Below are 17264 nucleotides of genomic sequence, written 5' to 3'. Positions count from 1 at the left end.
TTACCGCTCCACCAATTTGACACTATTGTTGTACCAGTTCATCACTGCCGAGATGCTCAGCGAGATGCACAGATAGACCAGCATCAGCAGTAGAACGCATTCCAGCTCGCGGCCGGTTTGGTTCATGGTGATGCCACCCAGGGTACCTGTGATATCCATATATCCCACCGCAATCGCCAGAGACGAGTTCTTGGTCAGGTTCAGGTAGTTCGAGATCATTGGCGGGATGATCACGCGCAACGCTTGCGGCAGGATCACCAGACGCATAATCCGGCTCGGGCGTATACCCAGCGCGGCGGCGGCCTCGGTCTGCCCCTTGGAAATGGCGAGAATTCCGGCCCGCACGATCTCAGCGATGAAAGCTGCAGTGTAAAGGGACAGGGCCAACCACAATGCGATAAGCGAGTTCCGCAAATGGGTGCCGCCTTTGAAGTTGAACCCTTTCAGTTCCGGGTATCCCAAATGGAATCCCAACGCAGTCAGCAGGATCAACATCGGCACAAACAGTATACCCAACTGAATGTGCCAGATGGTTGGGCGATCACCAGTTGCTTCCTGTTTTGCAGCGGCATTAGCGGATACTTTGCGCATCACAAAAATGCTGCCCGCCAAAACGACCAGAAAGGCGACCAGATCCAATGAAATGTCGAAGCGTAAGCTGGACGCACCAAACAAGTGGATATCGCCAAGACTGCGTGAAAACAGGAGCTCTGGGATATAGACACCGCGATTGGTGACGGCGACAGAGTTGAATAAATCCATCGTGGCCGTCGGGGTTTCGCCTCGGAATGCATTGGGTGCCGGTAAACCTTCGATCAGAATGGCCATAGCCAGAACGATCCAAAGCAGCACAGGCACGTTACGGAACATCTCGACATAAACAGTCATGATCCGCGCGATCAACCAGTTGTTGGAAAGTCGTAATACACCAACGAAAACACCGATAATTGTCGCCGTGATACAGCCGAGAACTGCAACAACAAGTGTGTTAAGCAATCCGATAAACCCAGCACGCAAGTGGCTGTCTCGAGAATCGTATTCCAGCAGGCGTTGGTTGATATCGTAACTTGCAGGTTCGCCGAAGAACCCGAATTCTACGGGTTTACCAAGTGCTTCGAGGTTCTGAATGGTGTTGGAAATGATCCAGGCTGCCAAAAGCATGAAACCGATCATTGCAATGACCTGGATGGTCGCAGATCGGTACCGCGTATCGTAAAGGAGCATGGACAGCCGGAACTGCTCCTTTGGCGGGTCAGTGAGAGTCGACATGACCTATGTATATCCCCGTGTCATCCCGTTATTCGCAGACAGAGTTGATCTCTGTTCAATCTAACCGGGACTGTTTCTTATGGATTGAAAAAGGGCGCAGGATGAACTGCGCCCTCTTCAATGGATATTAGCGGAACGGCGGCGAGTACAGCAGGCCGCCATCGGTCCACTGACCGTTCAGGCCGCGTGCCAGACCGATTGGCGTTTCTTCACCGATGTTCTTGGCAAAGACCTCACCATAGTTACCACCCGCCTTGATAGCGCGCATTGCCCACTGTGCGTCCAGACCCAGCATCTCACCCAGAGTGCCTTCGCTGCCCAGCAGACGGTTCACTTCGGGGTTGTCGGTGCCAGCAGACATCTCGTCGATGTTCGCCGAGGTCACACCCAGCTCTTCAGCCGAAACCAGTGCGTTCAGTGTCCAGCGAACAACGTCGCCCCACTCGTGGTCGCCATGACGGACCAGCGGGCCCAGCGGCTCTTTCGAGATGATTTCGGGCAGCAGGATGTGATCACCGGGGTTTTCGAACGTGGCGCGAGTTGCGGCCAGGCCCGATGCGTCGGTGGTGTAGACGTCACATGCGCCAGCCAGATACTGCTGCTGCGCTTCTGCGTTGGTTTCGATCGGAACCGGCTCGTAGCTGATGTTGTTCGAGCGGAAGAAATCCGCCAGGTTCAGCTCGGTGGTGGTGCCGGTCTGGATGCAGACAGTCGCGCCGTCCAGTTCCTTGGCCGAGCTTACGCCCAGCGCTTTGGGAACCATAAAGCCCTGACCGTCGTAATAGTTTACACCGACGAATTCGAACTTCAGGTCTACGTCGCGGCTGAAGGTCCAGGTGGTGTTCCGGGCCAGCATGTCGATTTCGCCCGAAGCCAGCGCGGTAAAGCGTGTCTTACCTGTGGTCGGAACGAATTCAACGGCGCTTGCGTCACCCAGAACCGCAGCGGCAACGGCGCGGCACAACGAAACGTCAAAGCCCTGCCATTCACCATTTGCGTCGGGCGCGGCAAAGCCGACCAGACCGGTGGTCACACCGCAGTTCAGCTTACCGCGCGCCTTGACGTCGTCCACGGTTCCCGCCATGGCTGCGCCTGCGGCCAGACCGGCAACTGTGGCCGCGCCCAAGATTACGGATTTTTTCATTTTTACCTCTTCCTGATTGTCCATCCCGTTCAGGGACGGTTCTATCCGGCACCTCAGGTACCAGAAAGGTTTCCCCAAAGGTGTCTCCCCTTTAGTGCGCACGAGTTTGGTCGCATTCATAAACAAACGTCAAGGGTCGGATCAGGGAAAACGATGGATCAACTCACAGATGTCCATCAGAGCGGTAAAAATTCAGAAATCTAAGATCAATCAGAGACGTCGTAGAAGCGTTTAGCGTGTAAAAAGGCAGAACGTTTGACTTCGGCTGCTTCATGCGCCTCGTCGTCATGGCCCCATTGTTCGATTTGCCACAGCTCGTCCAACCGCGAAATCCGCCAGATCTCTTGCGCATCACACCAATCGGAAGTGGCCGCAAACCCAAGGATCAACGAGCCCGAAAGGCTGACCAGATCGTGGAAGGCAGCCAGTTGGAAGTTGTTGAAATCATGCACTCGCCGGCGCAACTGATCCAGCGCCGCCACGTCTTGCGGCTGATGCAGGATACCTGTGACGGGCTGCAGGCGAACCGACATGGCTTCCGCGGCCCAGTCCAACACCGGGTCCCACTGCTCAGCTTGCCGCTGCTGCAACTCTTGCGGGTGAGCGGCGCGATAGCACAGCAAATCCGAATCGCCATAATCGGCCAGCATGTCTGCAACTTCGGCGTGCTGAATCAGTACCTTGTCGATGGCTGCATTGGCCGAACGCGTGTAGGGCATCGTCCCTGGGTCAACCTGTTCTTCCTGCGCGTCCCATTCGGCCGCAACGGCCTGAGCCATCGGCAAGGTCGGCAGGATCAGTCCGGCCCGCGCAGGTGTTTTGACCCGACGACCGTCCAGTTCGACCGTAAATCCGCCATCGGCCTCGACCACCTGACATGCAGTCCAAAATCGTTTCGGTTTCCAGTCACTCATGTCTTCAGGTCCAGATATCGTCCAGTGCGCCCGGCAACTGGTCAAAGGTTTCGATTATGCGAGAGGCGGCGGCCAGAGAGGGTCGTTCGTGATACCCCCAGGTCACGCCAATTCCCGTGACACCGGCGGCGGCGGCCATATCCATGTCGAATCGGGTATCCCCGATCATGACAGTATCAACCGCATCGACGCCGGTTTCGGCCCTAGCCGTGTCGATCATCGAAGGATGCGGTTTTGACGGGTGGTGATCTGCGACCTGCCGGGTCACGAAATAGCCTTGCAGACCGTGACCTTCGATCAAAGCATCCAGACCACGTTGCGATTTGCCTGTCGCCACGCCCAGCAACATCTCGGGGATTGCATGCAGTGCCTCGATAACCTCACGGGCTCCGGGGTAGAGCGGCGAACTGGCCATTCCCTGTTCCAGCCGATGTGCGTGATAGGCCTGTTTATAGCCCTCTACCAACCGCGCCTGATCCACAGCAGAACACTCGGGCACCAACTGAGCCATGGCTTGAGGCAGAGATAATCCGACTATGGACAAGATCCCCGCCCTATCCGGAACCGGCAGAGACAAGGCATCAAAGCTGGCGGTCATGGCCGCAACAATGCTGCCCTGGCTATCGACCAGGGTACCGTCCACATCAAATAGAACCAGACGCAGGGGTCCGCTCATTGCAGAGACTCGAACGGATCATCCGCAGCCAGGTCTTCGGCCCATCCGAATGTGTCCCAGCTGTGTTTCATATGATCAGGCAAGGGTGCGGTGACCGTGATCTTCTTACGCGTCACCGGGTGCTGAAACGAAGCCTGCCGCGCATGCAGGTGCAGCTTTTTGCTGATCACACCGCCCAACTGCGCACCCCAGCCATCGCCAAGGTTCTCTTGACCCGAACCGCCGTATTTTCCATCCCCGATGATTGGGTGACCAATCGCTGCCATATGCGAACGCAACTGATGGGTGCGGCCGGTGATCGGCTCCATCGCGACCCAGGCGGCGCGTCCGGCCACTCGGTATAGCGTAGCGTAAAGTGTATGGGCCCGCTTCGCGCCTGGCGTGTCGTTGATTTCGTTCAGATGAACGGGGATCATCTTTTCGCCCTCGCCCTGGCTGCCATGGCCCGGGGCCTTGACCAAACCGGTCTTGATCTCGCCCAGATAAGGGGTCGGCACCCCAGCGACCAGGGCCCAATATATCTTGCGCGTGTCCCGGTGACGGAAAGCGGCGGTCAGTGCTTTGGCGGCCTCGCGTGTGCGGGCCAGCAACAGCACGCCCGAGGTATCCTTGTCCAGTCGGTGCACCAATCGGGGGTTTTCGTCATATCCAAAGCGCAGCGCCTCGGACAGGCCGTCCACATGCCGGGTCTGGCCGCTGCCGCCTTGCACCGGCAAGCCTTGCGGTTTGTTCAGCGCGATCACGTGATCATCACGATAAATCACGCAAGCCTGCATCATCTCGGCATCCGCATCTGTGATCCGCGGTTTCACCTCGACCGGTTTGTGGTCCGCATCCGGCAGAGGTGGCACGCGTACAACCTGGCCGACCTCAAGCCGGGTCGAGGCCTTGGCCCGTCCGCCATCCACACGCAGTTCGCCCTTGCGGCACATTTTCTCGATGCGCCCCTGGCTGACATGCGGAAACAGACGCCGCAGCCAGCGGTCCACCCGCTGATCGCCATCCCCATCCGCAACCGTTATCATCTGCACGCCACTCATGCCATTGCCCCTTGCGCCGCGCGGCAGACCCGCCCGGACCACGCTGTAAACATTGTCCCAGAAAACATGCGCGTCTGTCGCGCGCATCGGCCAAAGAGTCAAGACGGTGCTAGTCTGGTTTCCGTTGCGAACGCAGCTTGGCAAAGTAGTCCAGCCGTTTCTTCAGCTCACGTTCAAACCCACGCTCGACAGGTTGATAGAGAACAGGGCGCGATATGGACTCGGGAAAGTAGTTCTGCCCAGAAAACCCATCCTCGGCATCGTGATCATAAGCATAGCCCGCACCATAACCCTGATCTTTCATCAAAGAGGTTGGTGCATTCAGAATATGTTTGGGCGGCGGCTCACTTCCTGATTGCTTGGCCAGGCGCATCGCTGCCTTGTAGCCCACATAGGCCCCGTTCGATTTCGGAGCCAGAGCCAGATAGACCAGCGCCTGCGCCAAAGCCAACTCGCCTTCGGGACTGCCCAGCCGCTCATAGGTTTCCCAGGACTGCAGACAGATCGCCTGAGCCTGCGGATCAGCCAGACCAATGTCCTCGACCGCCATTCGCGTGATCCGGCGCGCCAAATACCTTGGGTCCTCGCCTCCTGTCAGCATTCGCGCGAACCAGTACAGGGCGGCATCGGGGTCGGATCCTCGCACCGATTTGTGCAGGGCCGAGATCAGGTTGTAATGCTCATCTCCAGATTTGTCGTATTTCGCGGCACGGCGCATGAGCCGGGTCGACAGGGCTTCAAGGTCCAGCGGGCCCTCAACTTTCCACGCGGCAACCTGCTCGATCAGGTTCAACAGCGCGCGCCCGTCACCATCGGCCATTTCCTGCAGCGCATCACGGGCCGCAGGGTCCAACGGCAACCCGCGGTCCAATTCCTGTTCAGCGCGCTGCGTCAGACGCTCAAGATCAGCCAGGCTGAGCCGTTCCAGCACCAGCACTTGTGCCCGACTGAGCACAGCGGCGTTCAACTCGAACGATGGATTTTCCGTGGTCGCCCCGACCAGGAGGATCGTACCATCCTCCATATGCGGCAGAAACCCGTCCTGCTGCGCCTTGTTGAAGCGATGGATTTCGTCAACAAACAGCAACGTCCCCTGCCCGTTCTGACGCCGGATCTTCGCAGCTTCGAACACTTTCTTCAGGTCGGGAACACCAGTAAAGATGGCACTGATCTGCACAAAATGCAGGTCCGTCTCTTGCGCTAGAAGCCGCGCGATCGTGGTCTTGCCGACGCCGGGCGGCCCCCAGAATATCAGGCTCGACAGACTGCCCGAGGCCAGCATCACGCCCAAAGGCGCATCCGGGCCCAACACCTGTTCCTGCCCGATCACCTCGGCCAGCGTTTGCGGGCGCAATCTGTCGGCCAGCGGGCGATGTACAGGCGGCGCAGGGTCAGATGACCCGGTATCGAAAAGGTCACTCATCCGGTCACAGCCTGAACCGCAGGGAAACCGGCCGCCCGCCCCTGAGGATATCCAGATTGATCCGACGCCCCGGATCGGTCAGCGCCTTCACGACATCAGCAGGTCGCTCGACCCGCGCGCCGTTTATCCCATCGACCACATCGCCCGGACGCAGCCCGGACCGACCGCCATAGCGGCCCGCGTCGACCACAACCACCCCCGTCTGCGACAGCAAAAGCCCCAGCCGCGCGATAACAGCAGGGTTGATCCGCGACACGGTCAGGCCTGGCATCACGGTTTCATCGTTCAGCGTCGTCACTTCCGCTGCCGGAACCTCGGGCGCTTTGACCAAAGCGACCTCAAGTTCAGCTCGGTCCTCGCCGCGCAGTCGCGTCACCACCGACGTGCCGCCCACACCGGCCACTGACATGCGGAATTTCATCTCTGCCGGCGAGTTCACCTCATCCCCGTCGACATGGGTCACGACGTCCCCAACCTGCAACCCTGCCTCGGCCAACGGGCTGAGCGCATGGAGATCCGAAATCACCAGACCCTGCGGGATGACCAAGCCCAGAGACTCAGCGATATCCGCACTCATGTGCTGCCCGGCCATTCCGGCCCAGGGGCTGACAAAACTGTCATTGCCGGCCTGCGCTTGTCGCAGGAATTCGGCAACCAGATTGGCAGGGATGGCAAAACCGATCCCGTTCGATCCGCCAGAACGTGTCAGGATCGAGGTGTTGATGCCAATCAGATCACCGTTCACATCGATCAGCGCCCCGCCCGAATTGCCGGGATTGATCGCCGCATCCGTCTGAATGAAATAGCCCCGCGCATTGCCCGTGGCCGTACCGGTCCGCGCCAACCCCGAGATAATGCCCGATGATACCGTCTGCCCGACGCCGAACGGGTTGCCGATGGCCAGAGCCAGTTCACCCACCTCAACCAAATCGGAATCCCGCATGTCGATCGAAGGCAACGCCTCGGCATCTTTCAGACGTAGAATGGCGATGTCGCTTTCCTGATCGCCCAGAACCACCTCAGCCGAAAACTCGCGCCGGTCCGTCGTGACGACCCGTATTTCGGTCGCCGAACCCACGACATGGTAGTTTGAGACCACATAACCGTCATCCGTCAGGATCACACCCGACCCCAGCGAATTCTGAACGCGCGGTCGCGGTTCGCCAAAGCCGCCGCCAAAGAAATCCTGAAAGAACGGGTCAGAGAACAGTGAATTCGAGCGCCCTTCGCGCACGATCTTGGCGTAGATATTCACCACAGCCGGCGCGGCTTGCTTCACCACGGGCGCAAATCCAAGGCTGATTTCGACCTGCGTTTGAGGTACTTTTGTTTCGGCCTTGGCTGAAACCGCAGCAACAGTCAGCAAGAGTGAACACAAGACTTTCCGCATGATCCATCCGTCTATTGGGCGCCCTTCGGATATGCGAGGCCCGCGCAGGGATTGCAAGCATCTTAAGGCACTGGGCGCGTTGACTTGGGGCGGAATGGCTGGGAATGTCCGACGAACACAAAGTGCATTTGATGGAAATATTGTTTTGAGGTCATTCACTCTGAAATGCCTGTCGCGCGGGCGGCTTTTCTCGCTCGCGTTGATCACAACCCTTGGGATAGTCGCCCCGGCGGTACAGGCGGATACCAAACTGGCCATGGGAACCGGAGCGAAAACTGGGTACTATTTCAGCGTCGGCAATCTGCTGTGCAAGTCATTTGTCAAAGCGATGAGCGGTAATAAATGCAGAGCTCGAACCACGGACGGCGCGCTGGAAAACCTAGCAAAGCTGCGCCGCGGTAAATATGACATCGTCGTTGTTCGGTCTGACTGGGCGCTAAATGCACGGGATGGATCGGGTTTTTTCGAGAACAAGAAGCCGGACGCTGCCTTACGCTCGCTTTTCTCAACTCACAGCGTACCCTTGACCGTTATTGCGCGCACGGGGTCAGGGATTACGTCCCTCAAAGACCTGAATGGCAAACGTGTACGTTTGGGCGGGTCGGCATCCCGCTTGGCCAGAAAGCTCCCCTATGCCGAAAGCTGGGATATCTCGGGATTTCGCACAATCAGTTTCGGAGAGATGGACGACCAGCGCAAGGCGTTGTGTAAGGGCGAGATTGACGCCGTCGCCAGTGTCGTCGGCTATCCGTCAAGTCTGATTCAAAAAACAGCCCAGACATGTGCGATTCAACTGGTTGAACTTTCCGGGCGCGATATCGACCGTCTGGTTTCCGGCTCCGACGCGCTCAGCGAAGTGACCATTCCTGCCAATACGTATAAAGGGGTGACGTCACCAACCAAAACTTTTGGCTATAAGGCCATTCTTCTAAGCAGTGCCAACGTGCCCGATGACGATGTCTATGCCTTTGTGAAATCCACCATTGAAAACCTGCCGCAACTGACGGCCGGCCACCCGGCGCTGAAAGGTTTGCAACCAGCTGATATGATCCGCGATGGCTTGCCAGCGCCACTGCATCCAGGGGCGGCCCGATATTATCGAGAGCGCGGCTGGATCAACTAGGCCAGAGATAGAGTTGTGAAAAAGAAAAACCCCCGCGTCCGAGACACGGGGGTTTTCACATGAAAGCCAGGCTTTCTTATTCTTCGTCTGCGGCCTCTTCGGCGGCGGTACGCGCTTTGTCTGCAGCGCCTTTGGCGTCCAGATCGCGGTCAACGAATTCGATGATCGCCATCGGGGCCATGTCGCCATAGCGGAAGCCTGCTTTCAGGATCCGGACATAACCGCCCTGACGCTCGGCGTAACGGGGGCCCAGGATTTCGAACAGCTTTGCGACGTCTTTGTCTTCTTTCAGCTGCGATGCGGCCTGACGACGGGCGTGCAGGTCCCCACGCTTGCCTAGAGTGATCAGTTTTTCAACGATCGGGCGCAGTTCTTTTGCCTTGGGCAGAGTTGTTTTGATCTGCTCATGTTCGATGAGCGAGCCAGCCATGTTCGCAAACAGAGCCTTGCGGTGCTCATGAGTACGGTTCAGGCGGCGGTAACCACGTGCGTGACGCATTTTCTAGTTCCTTCTTCAGCGTTTTGCTTTGTCTGGCCGGCGATGCGTGTCACCGGCTCTCCTTGGGGCATGATTGCCCGTGCATTCCCCGCAAGCGCGGGCATTGGGAAGACGCGCTTAAAACGCGTCTTCGAATTTCTTCGCCAGATCTTCGATGTTGTCAGGTGGCCAATCCTCGACATCCATGCCAAGGTGCAGACCCATGCCGGACAGCACTTCTTTGATCTCGTTCAGCGACTTGCGGCCGAAGTTCGGGGTGCGCAGCATCTCGGCTTCGGTCTTCTGGATCAGGTCGCCAATGTAGACGATATTGTCGTTCTTCAGACAGTTTGCCGAACGGACAGACAGTTCCAACTCATCTACCTTCTTCAGCAGCAGCGGGTTGAACTCCAGACCATCATCTTCGTCCTGACGACCAGCCGATTCCGGCTCATCGAAGTTGACGAAGATCGACAGCTGATCCTGCAGGATGCGTGCGGCATAGGCCAACGCGTCCTCGGGGGTGATCGAACCGTCAGTCTCAATCTTCAGGGTCAGCTTGTCATAGTCAAGAACCTGACCTTCACGCGTCGGCTGAACATCATAGGCGACCTTTTTAACCGGCGAATAGATCGCGTCGATCGGGATCAGGCCGATAGGTGCGTCTTCTGGTTTGTTCTTTTCAGCCGAGACATAGCCCTTACCGGTGTTGACGGTCAGTTCCATGAACAGGTCGGCACCATCATCCAGGTGACAGATGACGTGATCGCGGTTCAGAACCTCGATGCCAGCGCTTTCGCTGATGTCGCCTGCGGTGACGATTGCCGGGCCTTTAGCATTGATCGACAGACGCTTGGGGCCTTCGACCTCCATGCGCAGGGCGACTTGCTTAAGGTTCAAAATGATGTCGGTGACGTCTTCACGCACGCCTGCAACCGAACTGAATTCGTGCAGGACGTTGTCGATCTGAACGCTGGTGATGGCCGCACCTTGCAGCGAGCTCATCAGAACGCGGCGCAGGGCGTTGCCCAGAGTCAGACCAAAGCCACGCTCCAGCGGTTCTGCAACCAGCGTTGCCTGGCGCGCAGGGTCGTTGCCCGGCTTGCTTTCCAGCTGGGTTGGCTTGATCAATTCTGCCCAATTCTTGTGGATCATGTAATCCCTCCATTCCTGTCCGCGCCCCATGACCAACAAGGTGCAGACGCCCGAGGTTCAAAATGACGTGCTGGGGCCGTGCGAAAATGCGGGCCCCAGCTCAATTCTAATTCGCTTAGACGCGGCGGCGCTTCGGCGGACGGCAACCATTGTGAGCGATCGGGGTCACGTCACGGATCGACGTGATGTTGAAGCCCACTGCAGCCAATGCACGCAGAGCCGATTCACGACCCGAACCGGGGCCCTGAACTTCGACCTCCAGCGTCTTGACGCCGTGATCCTGTGCTTTCTTGCCTGCGTCTTCCGCAGCCATCTGAGCAGCATACGGAGTAGATTTACGCGACCCTTTGAAACCCATGGTCCCGGCCGACGACCATGCAATGGCGTTGCCTTGCACGTCCGAGATCAGGATCTTGGTGTTGTTGAAGGTCGAATTCACATGGGCGACGCCCGATGCGATATTCTTGCGCTCTTTTTTCTTGGTACGAGTCTTTTCGCGTGCCATCGGTCAGACCCTCCTTATTTCTTCTTGCCAGCAATGGCCTTTGCGGGGCCTTTGCGGGTACGAGCGTTGGTATGGGTACGCTGACCGCGAACGGGCAGGTTACGACGATGACGCAGACCGCGGTAGCAGCCCAAATCCATCAGGCGCTTGACGTTCATCTGAACTTCGCGACGCAGGTCACCTTCGACGGTGAAGTTAGCGTCGATATGTTCGCGGATGGCCAGAACTTCGGAATCCGACAGCTCATTGACGCGACGGTGCGCTTCAATGCCTACGGCTTCGCAGATGGCCTGCGCCGAGGTGTTGCCGATACCGGTGATATATGTGAGGGCGATAGGTACCCGCTTTGCAGTCGGGATGTTTACGCCGGCAATACGTGCCACGTGTCACTTTCCTTTTTGTTGCGGTTCCGTAGCTCCGGAACCTTTTTTCACAACACTTGACCGTGGCAGTGACGCCAGAGGGCCCAGTATTATTCGAGGTGGTCGGGGCAGTTAGGACGAATCCCGCCTGCGAACTTGATTCCCTTTAGGGATGGGGGTCGATATGGGCTTTTGCGCTTGGCGTCAAGGCCATATTGGAGCTAGCCGAGTACGGCCTCGATCGACGCAGTCACTTCCTTGATATCTGCCAACCCATTGACCGGGCGAAGATCGCCTTTGGCATAGTAATAACCAATCAGCGGCGACGTCTTTTTGTAGTACTCCATCAACCGCGTGCGCAGGCTGTCTTCGTTGTCGTCGGCGCGACGCGTGAACTCTTTTTGCTCACCACAGTTGGTGCAGCGACCATCTGCCGGAATCGGTTTGGTCTTGTCATTATAAACTTCGCCACAGCCCGAACAGGTCGAACGTGCGGTGATCCGATCCACCAGGGCATCGTCATCCACCCGCATCTCGATCACAGTGTGCAGTGACTGGCCCAGCTTGGTCAGCAAAGCCGCCAATGCGTCGGCTTGTGCCAATGTGCGGGGAAAACCGTCAAAGATGAAACCGGCACCGGTTTCGGTGGTCAGCTTCTCTTCGATCAGGCCGATCACGATCTCATCGGTGACCAGCTTGCCGGCATCCATGATGGCTGCGACCTTCAGGCCCATCTCGGTGCCCGAGGTTTTGGCTTCGCGCAGCATGTCTCCGGTGCTCAGCTGCACCATGCCGCGTGTTTCAACAAGATGACGCGCTTGCGTTCCTTTACCCGCCCCCGGGGGGCCCAGAAGAATGATGTTCATCGACGAGCGGGTCCCTTCCTGCCGCGTTTCTTACCCTTCCCGCGCAGTTGGGACTTTTCGATAAGCCCTTCGTATTGATGCGCCAGCAGGTGGCTCTGTACCTGTTGGATCGTATCCATGGTCACAGAGACGATAATCAGAACCGAAGTACCACCGAAATAGAACGGAATGGCAAACTGGCCCCGCAGGATTTCAGGCAGCAGACAAACCGCCGCCAGATAAGCCGAACCCAGAACCAGAACGCGGTTGACCACGTATTCCAGATACTCGGCGGTTTTCTTGCCCGGACGGATACCCGGCACAAAACCGTTCTGCTTTTTCAGGTTATCCGCCACGTCATCCGGCTTGAACGACACGTTGAACGTGTAGAAATAGGCAAAGAACACGATCATCGACGCAAAGAACAGCAGGTACAGCGGCTGACCCGGACCAAAGTTGGCCAGCAGCCAGGACATGACCGGACCGTTGGTGGCGCCCGACGAGAAGGTCGAGATCGTGACCGGCAGCAACAGCAAAGAGCTGGCGAAGATCGCCGGGATAACGCCGGCCGGGTTCACTTTGACCGGCAGGTGGCTCGAGCCGCCCTCATAGATCTTCATACCGGCCTGACGGCGCGGGTATTGAATGTGGATCTTGCGCAAAGCGCGCTCCATGAACACCACAAAGGTGATCACGGCGATGACCATGACAATCACTCCGATGATCACTGCGGGGCTGATTGCGCCGCTGCGGCCACTTGCGAAGAACTGAGCCAACGCTGCCGGAACCTCGGCGATGATGCCAACGAAAATAATCAGAGAGATACCGTTGCCGATGCCGCGCGCGGTGATCTGCTCACCCAGCCACATCAGGAACATGGTGCCGCCAACCAGTGTAATCATAGTCGACAGACGGAAATAAAGGCCCGGATCGGTCGCCAAATCGCCCGACTCCAGCGAAACGGCCAAGCCATAGGCCTGAACAGTGGCCAGCGCCACGGTGCCGAAACGGGTATATTGGTTGATCTTCTTACGACCCTGCTCGCCCTCTTTCTTGAGCTGTTCGAGCGCGGGAACCATCGAGGTCAGCAGCTGAATGATGATCGAGGCCGAGATGTAAGGCATGATGCCGAGGGCAAAGATACCCATCCGCCCAAGCGCCCCGCCGGTGAACATCGAAACCATACCGCCGATGCCCTGCCCCGCTTGCTCCATGAACTCACGCAGGGCCTGTCCGTCGATCCCCGGCACCGGTATAAAAGTGCCAAGGCGATAGACGATCAACAAACCCAGTGTGAACAGGATGCGGTTGCGCAGATCGGTGGCTTTGCCCAAAGCAGCCCAGCTAGTGTTGGCTGCCATTTGTTCTGCTGCTGATACCATAAATCGGTCTCTCTTATGAAAACACCGCCCGGAACCGTTTTCCGGCTCGGGCGGCGTCTTGGAAAACTCTGAGGTCTATGTAAGCGGGTCTTGGCCCGCTCACAAGCGCTTACTCTGCCGCAGCGGCTTTTGTGACCGTCAGTGAACCGCCCGCTTTTTCGACTGCCTCAACGGCAGCTTTCGAAGCACCAGTTACTTCCAGGGTCACCTTGGCGCTGATTTCGCCTTTGGCCAGAACGCGGATACCGTCCAGTTTACGGCGAACCAGACCGGATGCAACCAGTGCGTCCTCGGTGATCGCGGCTTTGGCGTCCAGCTTACCGGCGTCGACGAATTTCTGGATCAGGCCCAAGTTGATAACGGCAAACGCCTTGCGGTTCGGCTTGTTAAAGCCACGCTTGGGCAGGCGTTGGTACAGCGGCATCTGGCCACCTTCGTAGCCATTGATGGCCACACCCGAACGGGATTTCTGACCTTTGATACCACGGCCACCCATTTTACCTTTACCGGAACCGGGACCACGGCCGACGCGGGTCCGTTTCGGTGTGGCGCCTGGGTTGTCGCGCAATTCATTCAGTTTCATTTCGCTTCTCCTTCGCCGGAAATGACCCCGAAGCGTGATGGGTCAAACACGGCATTTCTTGGTTTTGATTCTTGCGGCGCAGTACGCCACCGGAGCCCGATACAGCTTTGTGGCTGAGGATGCAAGTTTTGAAGTGAACAACACCCAAACTGTCTAGCCTTCAGCATTTTGGATTGGCGCGTCCAGTGGATTAATCCGGTGTTTGGCCAGAAGCTTACCCACCAGGCTATCTGGATCTGGCAGGCCATTATACCTGTTCCTCAGGATCGAACGCATCCGGCGACCATAAAAGTGAATGGAAACTGTGTCCTCGTGGAAGAACCTGGATAAATCGGCGTTTGGGCGTGCCAAAGCGCGCCGTCTGGTAAAGTTCACCGGATAGAACACATGCTCAGGCAGAACAAATTGGTGTTCGCCGGTTTGCCGTAAAGCCGAGGCAAAGGCTGACGGACCCCATGCGCCCCAATATAGCGCGGGCACATTGATCGGATCACCTGCATCCTGTGCCGCACGAAGGGGTTCCTGATATCGTTTGGGCAGCCATGGCGGAATCCGATATGGGTCCGTTGTATATTCGATGTGCAGAGCCAGCGCCGGGCTGTCTGACGGAATGCCCAATACGCCGATCGCAATCTCTCCTTCGAGCATTCCGTAAAAATGCCCGGTCTCCGTTGTGAATGGACGCATGCAATAGGCGTCCGTATCCGCCCATATCAAATCGGGCTCCTGCGCCAACATGCGGTATCGGAACTTATCCGAATGCGGCGCCGGGCTACCAGTACGGCTATGCGCAATGAATTCTGTGCCGGGCATCACATCGCGCGCATCGCGGGTATCCACACCTTCAGGTATCCCTGAGACATTCCCATGGGTGTAGAGGCGAACGGATTGACCGGCATTCAGATAGGATTTGATGCAGAGCTGCTCGAGAAAGCACAGCGGGCCATCCACCCACAACATGCCGATCTGGTAGTCTCGCACTGTGTCAGCCTCGTCATCGCGTTATTGGGACATAGCCTCCTCTAATAATTCTCATGGAAAATTTCCAAACGATCCACAATGCAGAGCGACCAATTTCACCGTGCTTGTGCCTTTCAAGCATGCAGAATCAAAAGAGGCGCCAAATGGCGCCTCGGTGTTGTTCATCCTGCCAGGTTCTCAGCAGTAGACGTGCTTATGCGCAATATCACTTATATCGCACCGGCGGATACCAATGTCGTTCAGTTCACGATCAGTCAGGTTCTGAAGCTCTGAATAGGTGCGGCCGAATTCGGCGCGCAGGGCATAGGCCTCTTTCACGCGGGCGATCAGAGTTGTGATGCGGGCGGTCAGACCAAAGCCTTCGCGGGAAAAAGTTGCTGTGTTTGCCATTTCTATATTCCTTTCTAAACCGGAGCGTATTCTCCAGATTTCGTTTGCGTTCCTATTTGGGACAAAGCTCAAATAAGAACGCCAGATAACGCTAACAACAGAAGATTCGGTCTGGCCGGTATGCATTGGGGGAATGGCAGTGAAAACACTGTTTAGACATCCCACTACAGGCTTTCGTTGAAATAGTCCTTTGGATTTCTCGGCTAAAGATAAGATTTATCAAATTTATATATTTTAATATCTTTTTTCTTTTACGGACCCATATTTTCACTATTCTATCACGTATCCGTGAACTATCGGGCTATTTCGGCCTGTTTTACCATTTTCGCCTCGCACGTTTAGGGCGTCCTCGGCTTCATGAATGAGGATACTCCATGCCATTGGTTTCAAGCGTTATTAGAAGGTTGCGCTGGATTCAGCGCCGTCCTTCCTTGAAGCAATCGGCAAACCTGTTGCGCAACATTCGGGGCTATCTTCTTCACTCTCAACAAGCCGCCCCGCTGCCGTCTTTGGTGAAAATTGATATTTCGCCGCTGTGCTCACTAGCCTGTCCACATTGCGTCCATGCGAATCCGGCAGGTCGTGACCGACCCTTGCTCAGCGATCAGAAGTTCGGGAAACAGGACAAACTCAGCATTCAGCAGTACCGGCATATCATTGACCAGATCAAAGATCGCGCGCTTGGTGTAAGCCTGTTCTACTATGGCGATCCTCTGGCACACCCGGACCTCACCGACATGATCCGGGCCACGACCGCAGCCGGTTTGGAAAGCCATATCACCACCCATTTCAGCTATCGGCTAAAAGCCGAGCGGATTCATGACCTGGTCGATGCCGGGCTTAGCCATATCACAATCTCAGTTGATGGCGCGACGCAGGAAAGCTTTCAGGTTACCCGTGTTCGCGGACGCCTGAATTTCGTTCTGAACAACCTGCGACTACTGGCTGGCTATAAAAAGAGGAAGGGTCTGAAATCTCCGTTCATAGAAATACAGCATATCTCTTTCCCCCATCACGCCGAGGATGAACTGGTTCAGGTGAAGGCCATCGTAGACGAGATTGGTATCGACGCCTTTACCACGTTTGAAGGGCTACGGTTCGATGCAAATGGAGATCTGTACAACGTCGTAGACGACGATCCCGATCGGATTGAAAATGGCCCGCCCCTGTCATCATCCCTCACCCCAAGGTGCCATTGGCCCCACAGCAGCACGGTCATTCGCTTTGATGGCGATGTGATTCCCTGCTGTCTCTGGCGATCCGGCCGCCAATATGTTTCCGACAAGAACCGTGATCCGCATGTGTTGGGAAATGTTTTCGACGAACCACTTGAAACCATCTGGAACAACGAAAAATACAAAGCTCTGCGCCGGCAGGTCTGGAACCCGCGTGCTCATTCCAAACGCGAAGCAGCAGCCAGTTTTTGCGATGGATGCCCCAGGCTGTACGAAAAACCAGGCAGAGAACCCCCGTTGCGCCATGAAGTCGACATTGAGTTTGCAGAAAAAAAGGCGCTCGGGTCATAGCCGAGTTTGCGCCGAGGCACTGAACAGCACCATATGACGAGCCGGAAAAAAGACGACCGGCCAAACAAGAAAACGCCC

The 17264-nt window shown here is 56.8% G+C and carries 18 protein-coding genes; 2 read left to right on the top strand and 16 right to left on the bottom strand.

Translation table 11 applies throughout. The features are described 5' to 3' along the window. The 7 genes from AC2FIM_RS18460 to AC2FIM_RS18430 all read right to left on the bottom strand — a co-directional run bounded on the left by AC2FIM_RS18460 (nt 1) and on the right by AC2FIM_RS18430 (nt 7856). A complete protein-coding gene (locus AC2FIM_RS18460; protein WP_496679004.1) occupies nt 1–1269 on the bottom strand; it encodes an amino acid ABC transporter permease in 1269 nt (422 codons plus the stop codon). Nucleotides 1270–1396: 127 nt separating this feature from the next. Continuing rightward, entirely contained in the window at nt 1397–2413 is a 1017-nt protein-coding gene (locus AC2FIM_RS18455) for an amino acid ABC transporter substrate-binding protein (RefSeq protein ID WP_142639749.1), read from the bottom strand. A 206-nt stretch (nt 2414–2619) separates the two neighbouring features. Beyond that, the gene (locus AC2FIM_RS18450; RefSeq protein ID WP_496679002.1) at nt 2620–3327 is read right to left on the bottom strand and encodes an ATP12 family chaperone protein; all 708 of its coding nucleotides are present in this window, start codon (nt 3325–3327) and stop codon (nt 2620–2622) included. 4 nt (nt 3328–3331) lie between these two features. Then, nucleotides 3332–4003, bottom strand: a complete 672-nt coding sequence (locus tag AC2FIM_RS18445; RefSeq protein ID WP_496679000.1) for an HAD-IA family hydrolase — start codon at nt 4001–4003, stop codon at nt 3332–3334. Next, nucleotides 4000–5043, bottom strand: coding sequence for an RluA family pseudouridine synthase (locus tag AC2FIM_RS18440; protein WP_496679053.1), 1044 nt, complete (start codon nt 5041–5043; stop codon nt 4000–4002). The genes AC2FIM_RS18445 and AC2FIM_RS18440 overlap by 4 nt, the downstream gene beginning before the upstream one ends. A 109-nt stretch (nt 5044–5152) precedes the next feature. After that, on the bottom strand, nt 5153–6466 hold the full coding sequence (locus tag AC2FIM_RS18435; protein WP_281973750.1) for a replication-associated recombination protein A: 1314 nt from the start codon (nt 6464–6466) through the stop codon (nt 5153–5155). A 4-nt stretch (nt 6467–6470) separates the two neighbouring features. After that, the gene (locus AC2FIM_RS18430; RefSeq protein ID WP_496708318.1) at nt 6471–7856 is read right to left on the bottom strand and encodes a trypsin-like peptidase domain-containing protein; all 1386 of its coding nucleotides are present in this window, start codon (nt 7854–7856) and stop codon (nt 6471–6473) included. Here AC2FIM_RS18430 and AC2FIM_RS18425 point away from each other — a divergent pair. After that, the gene (locus tag AC2FIM_RS18425; RefSeq protein WP_496708319.1) at nt 7855–8979 is read left to right on the top strand and encodes a TAXI family TRAP transporter solute-binding subunit; all 1125 of its coding nucleotides are present in this window, start codon (nt 7855–7857) and stop codon (nt 8977–8979) included. The genes AC2FIM_RS18430 and AC2FIM_RS18425 overlap by 2 nt on opposite strands. Nucleotides 8980–9055: 76 nt before the next feature. Here the strand turns inward: AC2FIM_RS18425 and rplQ are convergent, their stop codons facing one another. The 9 genes from rplQ to AC2FIM_RS18380 all read right to left on the bottom strand — a co-directional run bounded on the left by rplQ (nt 9056) and on the right by AC2FIM_RS18380 (nt 15660). After that, on the bottom strand, nt 9056–9478 hold the full coding sequence (rplQ, locus tag AC2FIM_RS18420; RefSeq protein ID WP_142639761.1) for a 50S ribosomal protein L17: 423 nt from the start codon (nt 9476–9478) through the stop codon (nt 9056–9058). 117 nt (nt 9479–9595) lie between these two features. Continuing rightward, entirely contained in the window at nt 9596–10612 is a 1017-nt protein-coding gene (locus AC2FIM_RS18415; protein WP_142639763.1) for a DNA-directed RNA polymerase subunit alpha, read from the bottom strand. 115 nt (nt 10613–10727) lie between these two features. Further along, the gene (gene rpsK, locus AC2FIM_RS18410) at nt 10728–11117 is read right to left on the bottom strand and encodes a 30S ribosomal protein S11 (RefSeq protein ID WP_037311698.1); all 390 of its coding nucleotides are present in this window, start codon (nt 11115–11117) and stop codon (nt 10728–10730) included. Between the two features lie 14 nt (nt 11118–11131). Then, nucleotides 11132–11500, bottom strand: coding sequence for a 30S ribosomal protein S13 (rpsM, locus tag AC2FIM_RS18405; protein ID WP_142639766.1), 369 nt, complete (start codon nt 11498–11500; stop codon nt 11132–11134). A 200-nt stretch (nt 11501–11700) separates the two neighbouring features. After that, nucleotides 11701–12345 (bottom strand): adenylate kinase, encoded by a 645-nt coding sequence (locus AC2FIM_RS18400; RefSeq protein WP_142639768.1) that lies wholly within the window; start codon nt 12343–12345, stop codon nt 11701–11703. Next, the gene (gene secY, locus AC2FIM_RS18395; RefSeq protein WP_142639770.1) at nt 12342–13706 is read right to left on the bottom strand and encodes a preprotein translocase subunit SecY; all 1365 of its coding nucleotides are present in this window, start codon (nt 13704–13706) and stop codon (nt 12342–12344) included. The genes AC2FIM_RS18400 and secY overlap by 4 nt, the downstream gene beginning before the upstream one ends. A gap of 109 nt (nt 13707–13815) precedes the next feature. After that, nucleotides 13816–14289 (bottom strand): 50S ribosomal protein L15, encoded by a 474-nt coding sequence (gene rplO / locus AC2FIM_RS18390; protein WP_142639772.1) that lies wholly within the window; start codon nt 14287–14289, stop codon nt 13816–13818. 153 nt (nt 14290–14442) lie between these two features. Further along, nucleotides 14443–15270: a hypothetical protein gene (locus AC2FIM_RS18385; protein WP_496708320.1), complete on the bottom strand. Its 828-nt coding sequence runs from the start codon at nt 15268–15270 to the stop codon at nt 14443–14445. A gap of 177 nt (nt 15271–15447) precedes the next feature. Further along, nucleotides 15448–15660, bottom strand: a complete 213-nt coding sequence (locus AC2FIM_RS18380) for a DUF1127 domain-containing protein (RefSeq protein ID WP_142639774.1) — start codon at nt 15658–15660, stop codon at nt 15448–15450. A gap of 512 nt (nt 15661–16172) precedes the next feature. Between AC2FIM_RS18380 and AC2FIM_RS18375 the strand changes: the two genes are divergently transcribed. Beyond that, the gene (locus AC2FIM_RS18375; protein WP_185956743.1) at nt 16173–17186 is read left to right on the top strand and encodes a radical SAM/SPASM domain-containing protein; all 1014 of its coding nucleotides are present in this window, start codon (nt 16173–16175) and stop codon (nt 17184–17186) included. Nucleotides 17187–17264 lie beyond the last annotated feature (78 nt).

Source organism: Ruegeria sp. CDSC052, assembly GCF_059610685.1.
This window is presented reverse-complemented; position numbering and strand designations above follow the sequence as displayed.

Excerpts from the sequence above, each read along its gene's own strand:
- AC2FIM_RS18400 (WP_142639768.1), bottom strand. The coding sequence starts at position 12,345 with ATGAACATCATTCTTCTGGGCCCCCCGGGGGCGGGTAAAGGAACGCAA.
- AC2FIM_RS18425 (WP_496708319.1), top strand. The coding sequence starts at position 7,855 with ATGATCCATCCGTCTATTGGGCGCCCTTCGGATATGCGAGGCCCGCGC.
- AC2FIM_RS18415 (WP_142639763.1), bottom strand. The coding sequence starts at position 10,612 with ATGATCCACAAGAATTGGGCAGAATTGATCAAGCCAACCCAGCTGGAA.
- AC2FIM_RS18455 (WP_142639749.1), bottom strand. The coding sequence starts at position 2,413 with ATGAAAAAATCCGTAATCTTGGGCGCGGCCACAGTTGCCGGTCTGGCC.
- secY (WP_142639770.1), bottom strand. The coding sequence starts at position 13,706 with ATGGTATCAGCAGCAGAACAAATGGCAGCCAACACTAGCTGGGCTGCT.
- AC2FIM_RS18380 (WP_142639774.1), bottom strand. The coding sequence starts at position 15,660 with ATGGCAAACACAGCAACTTTTTCCCGCGAAGGCTTTGGTCTGACCGCC.
- rplO (WP_142639772.1), bottom strand. The coding sequence starts at position 14,289 with ATGAAACTGAATGAATTGCGCGACAACCCAGGCGCCACACCGAAACGG.
- AC2FIM_RS18460 (WP_496679004.1), bottom strand. The coding sequence starts at position 1,269 with ATGTCGACTCTCACTGACCCGCCAAAGGAGCAGTTCCGGCTGTCCATG.
- AC2FIM_RS18430 (WP_496708318.1), bottom strand. The coding sequence starts at position 7,856 with ATGCGGAAAGTCTTGTGTTCACTCTTGCTGACTGTTGCTGCGGTTTCA.
- AC2FIM_RS18450 (WP_496679002.1), bottom strand. The coding sequence starts at position 3,327 with ATGAGTGACTGGAAACCGAAACGATTTTGGACTGCATGTCAGGTGGTC.
- AC2FIM_RS18445 (WP_496679000.1), bottom strand. The coding sequence starts at position 4,003 with ATGAGCGGACCCCTGCGTCTGGTTCTATTTGATGTGGACGGTACCCTG.
- rpsK (WP_037311698.1), bottom strand. The coding sequence starts at position 11,117 with ATGGCACGCGAAAAGACTCGTACCAAGAAAAAAGAGCGCAAGAATATC.
- AC2FIM_RS18440 (WP_496679053.1), bottom strand. The coding sequence starts at position 5,043 with ATGAGTGGCGTGCAGATGATAACGGTTGCGGATGGGGATGGCGATCAG.
- rplQ (WP_142639761.1), bottom strand. The coding sequence starts at position 9,478 with ATGCGTCACGCACGTGGTTACCGCCGCCTGAACCGTACTCATGAGCAC.
- AC2FIM_RS18435 (WP_281973750.1), bottom strand. The coding sequence starts at position 6,466 with ATGAGTGACCTTTTCGATACCGGGTCATCTGACCCTGCGCCGCCTGTA.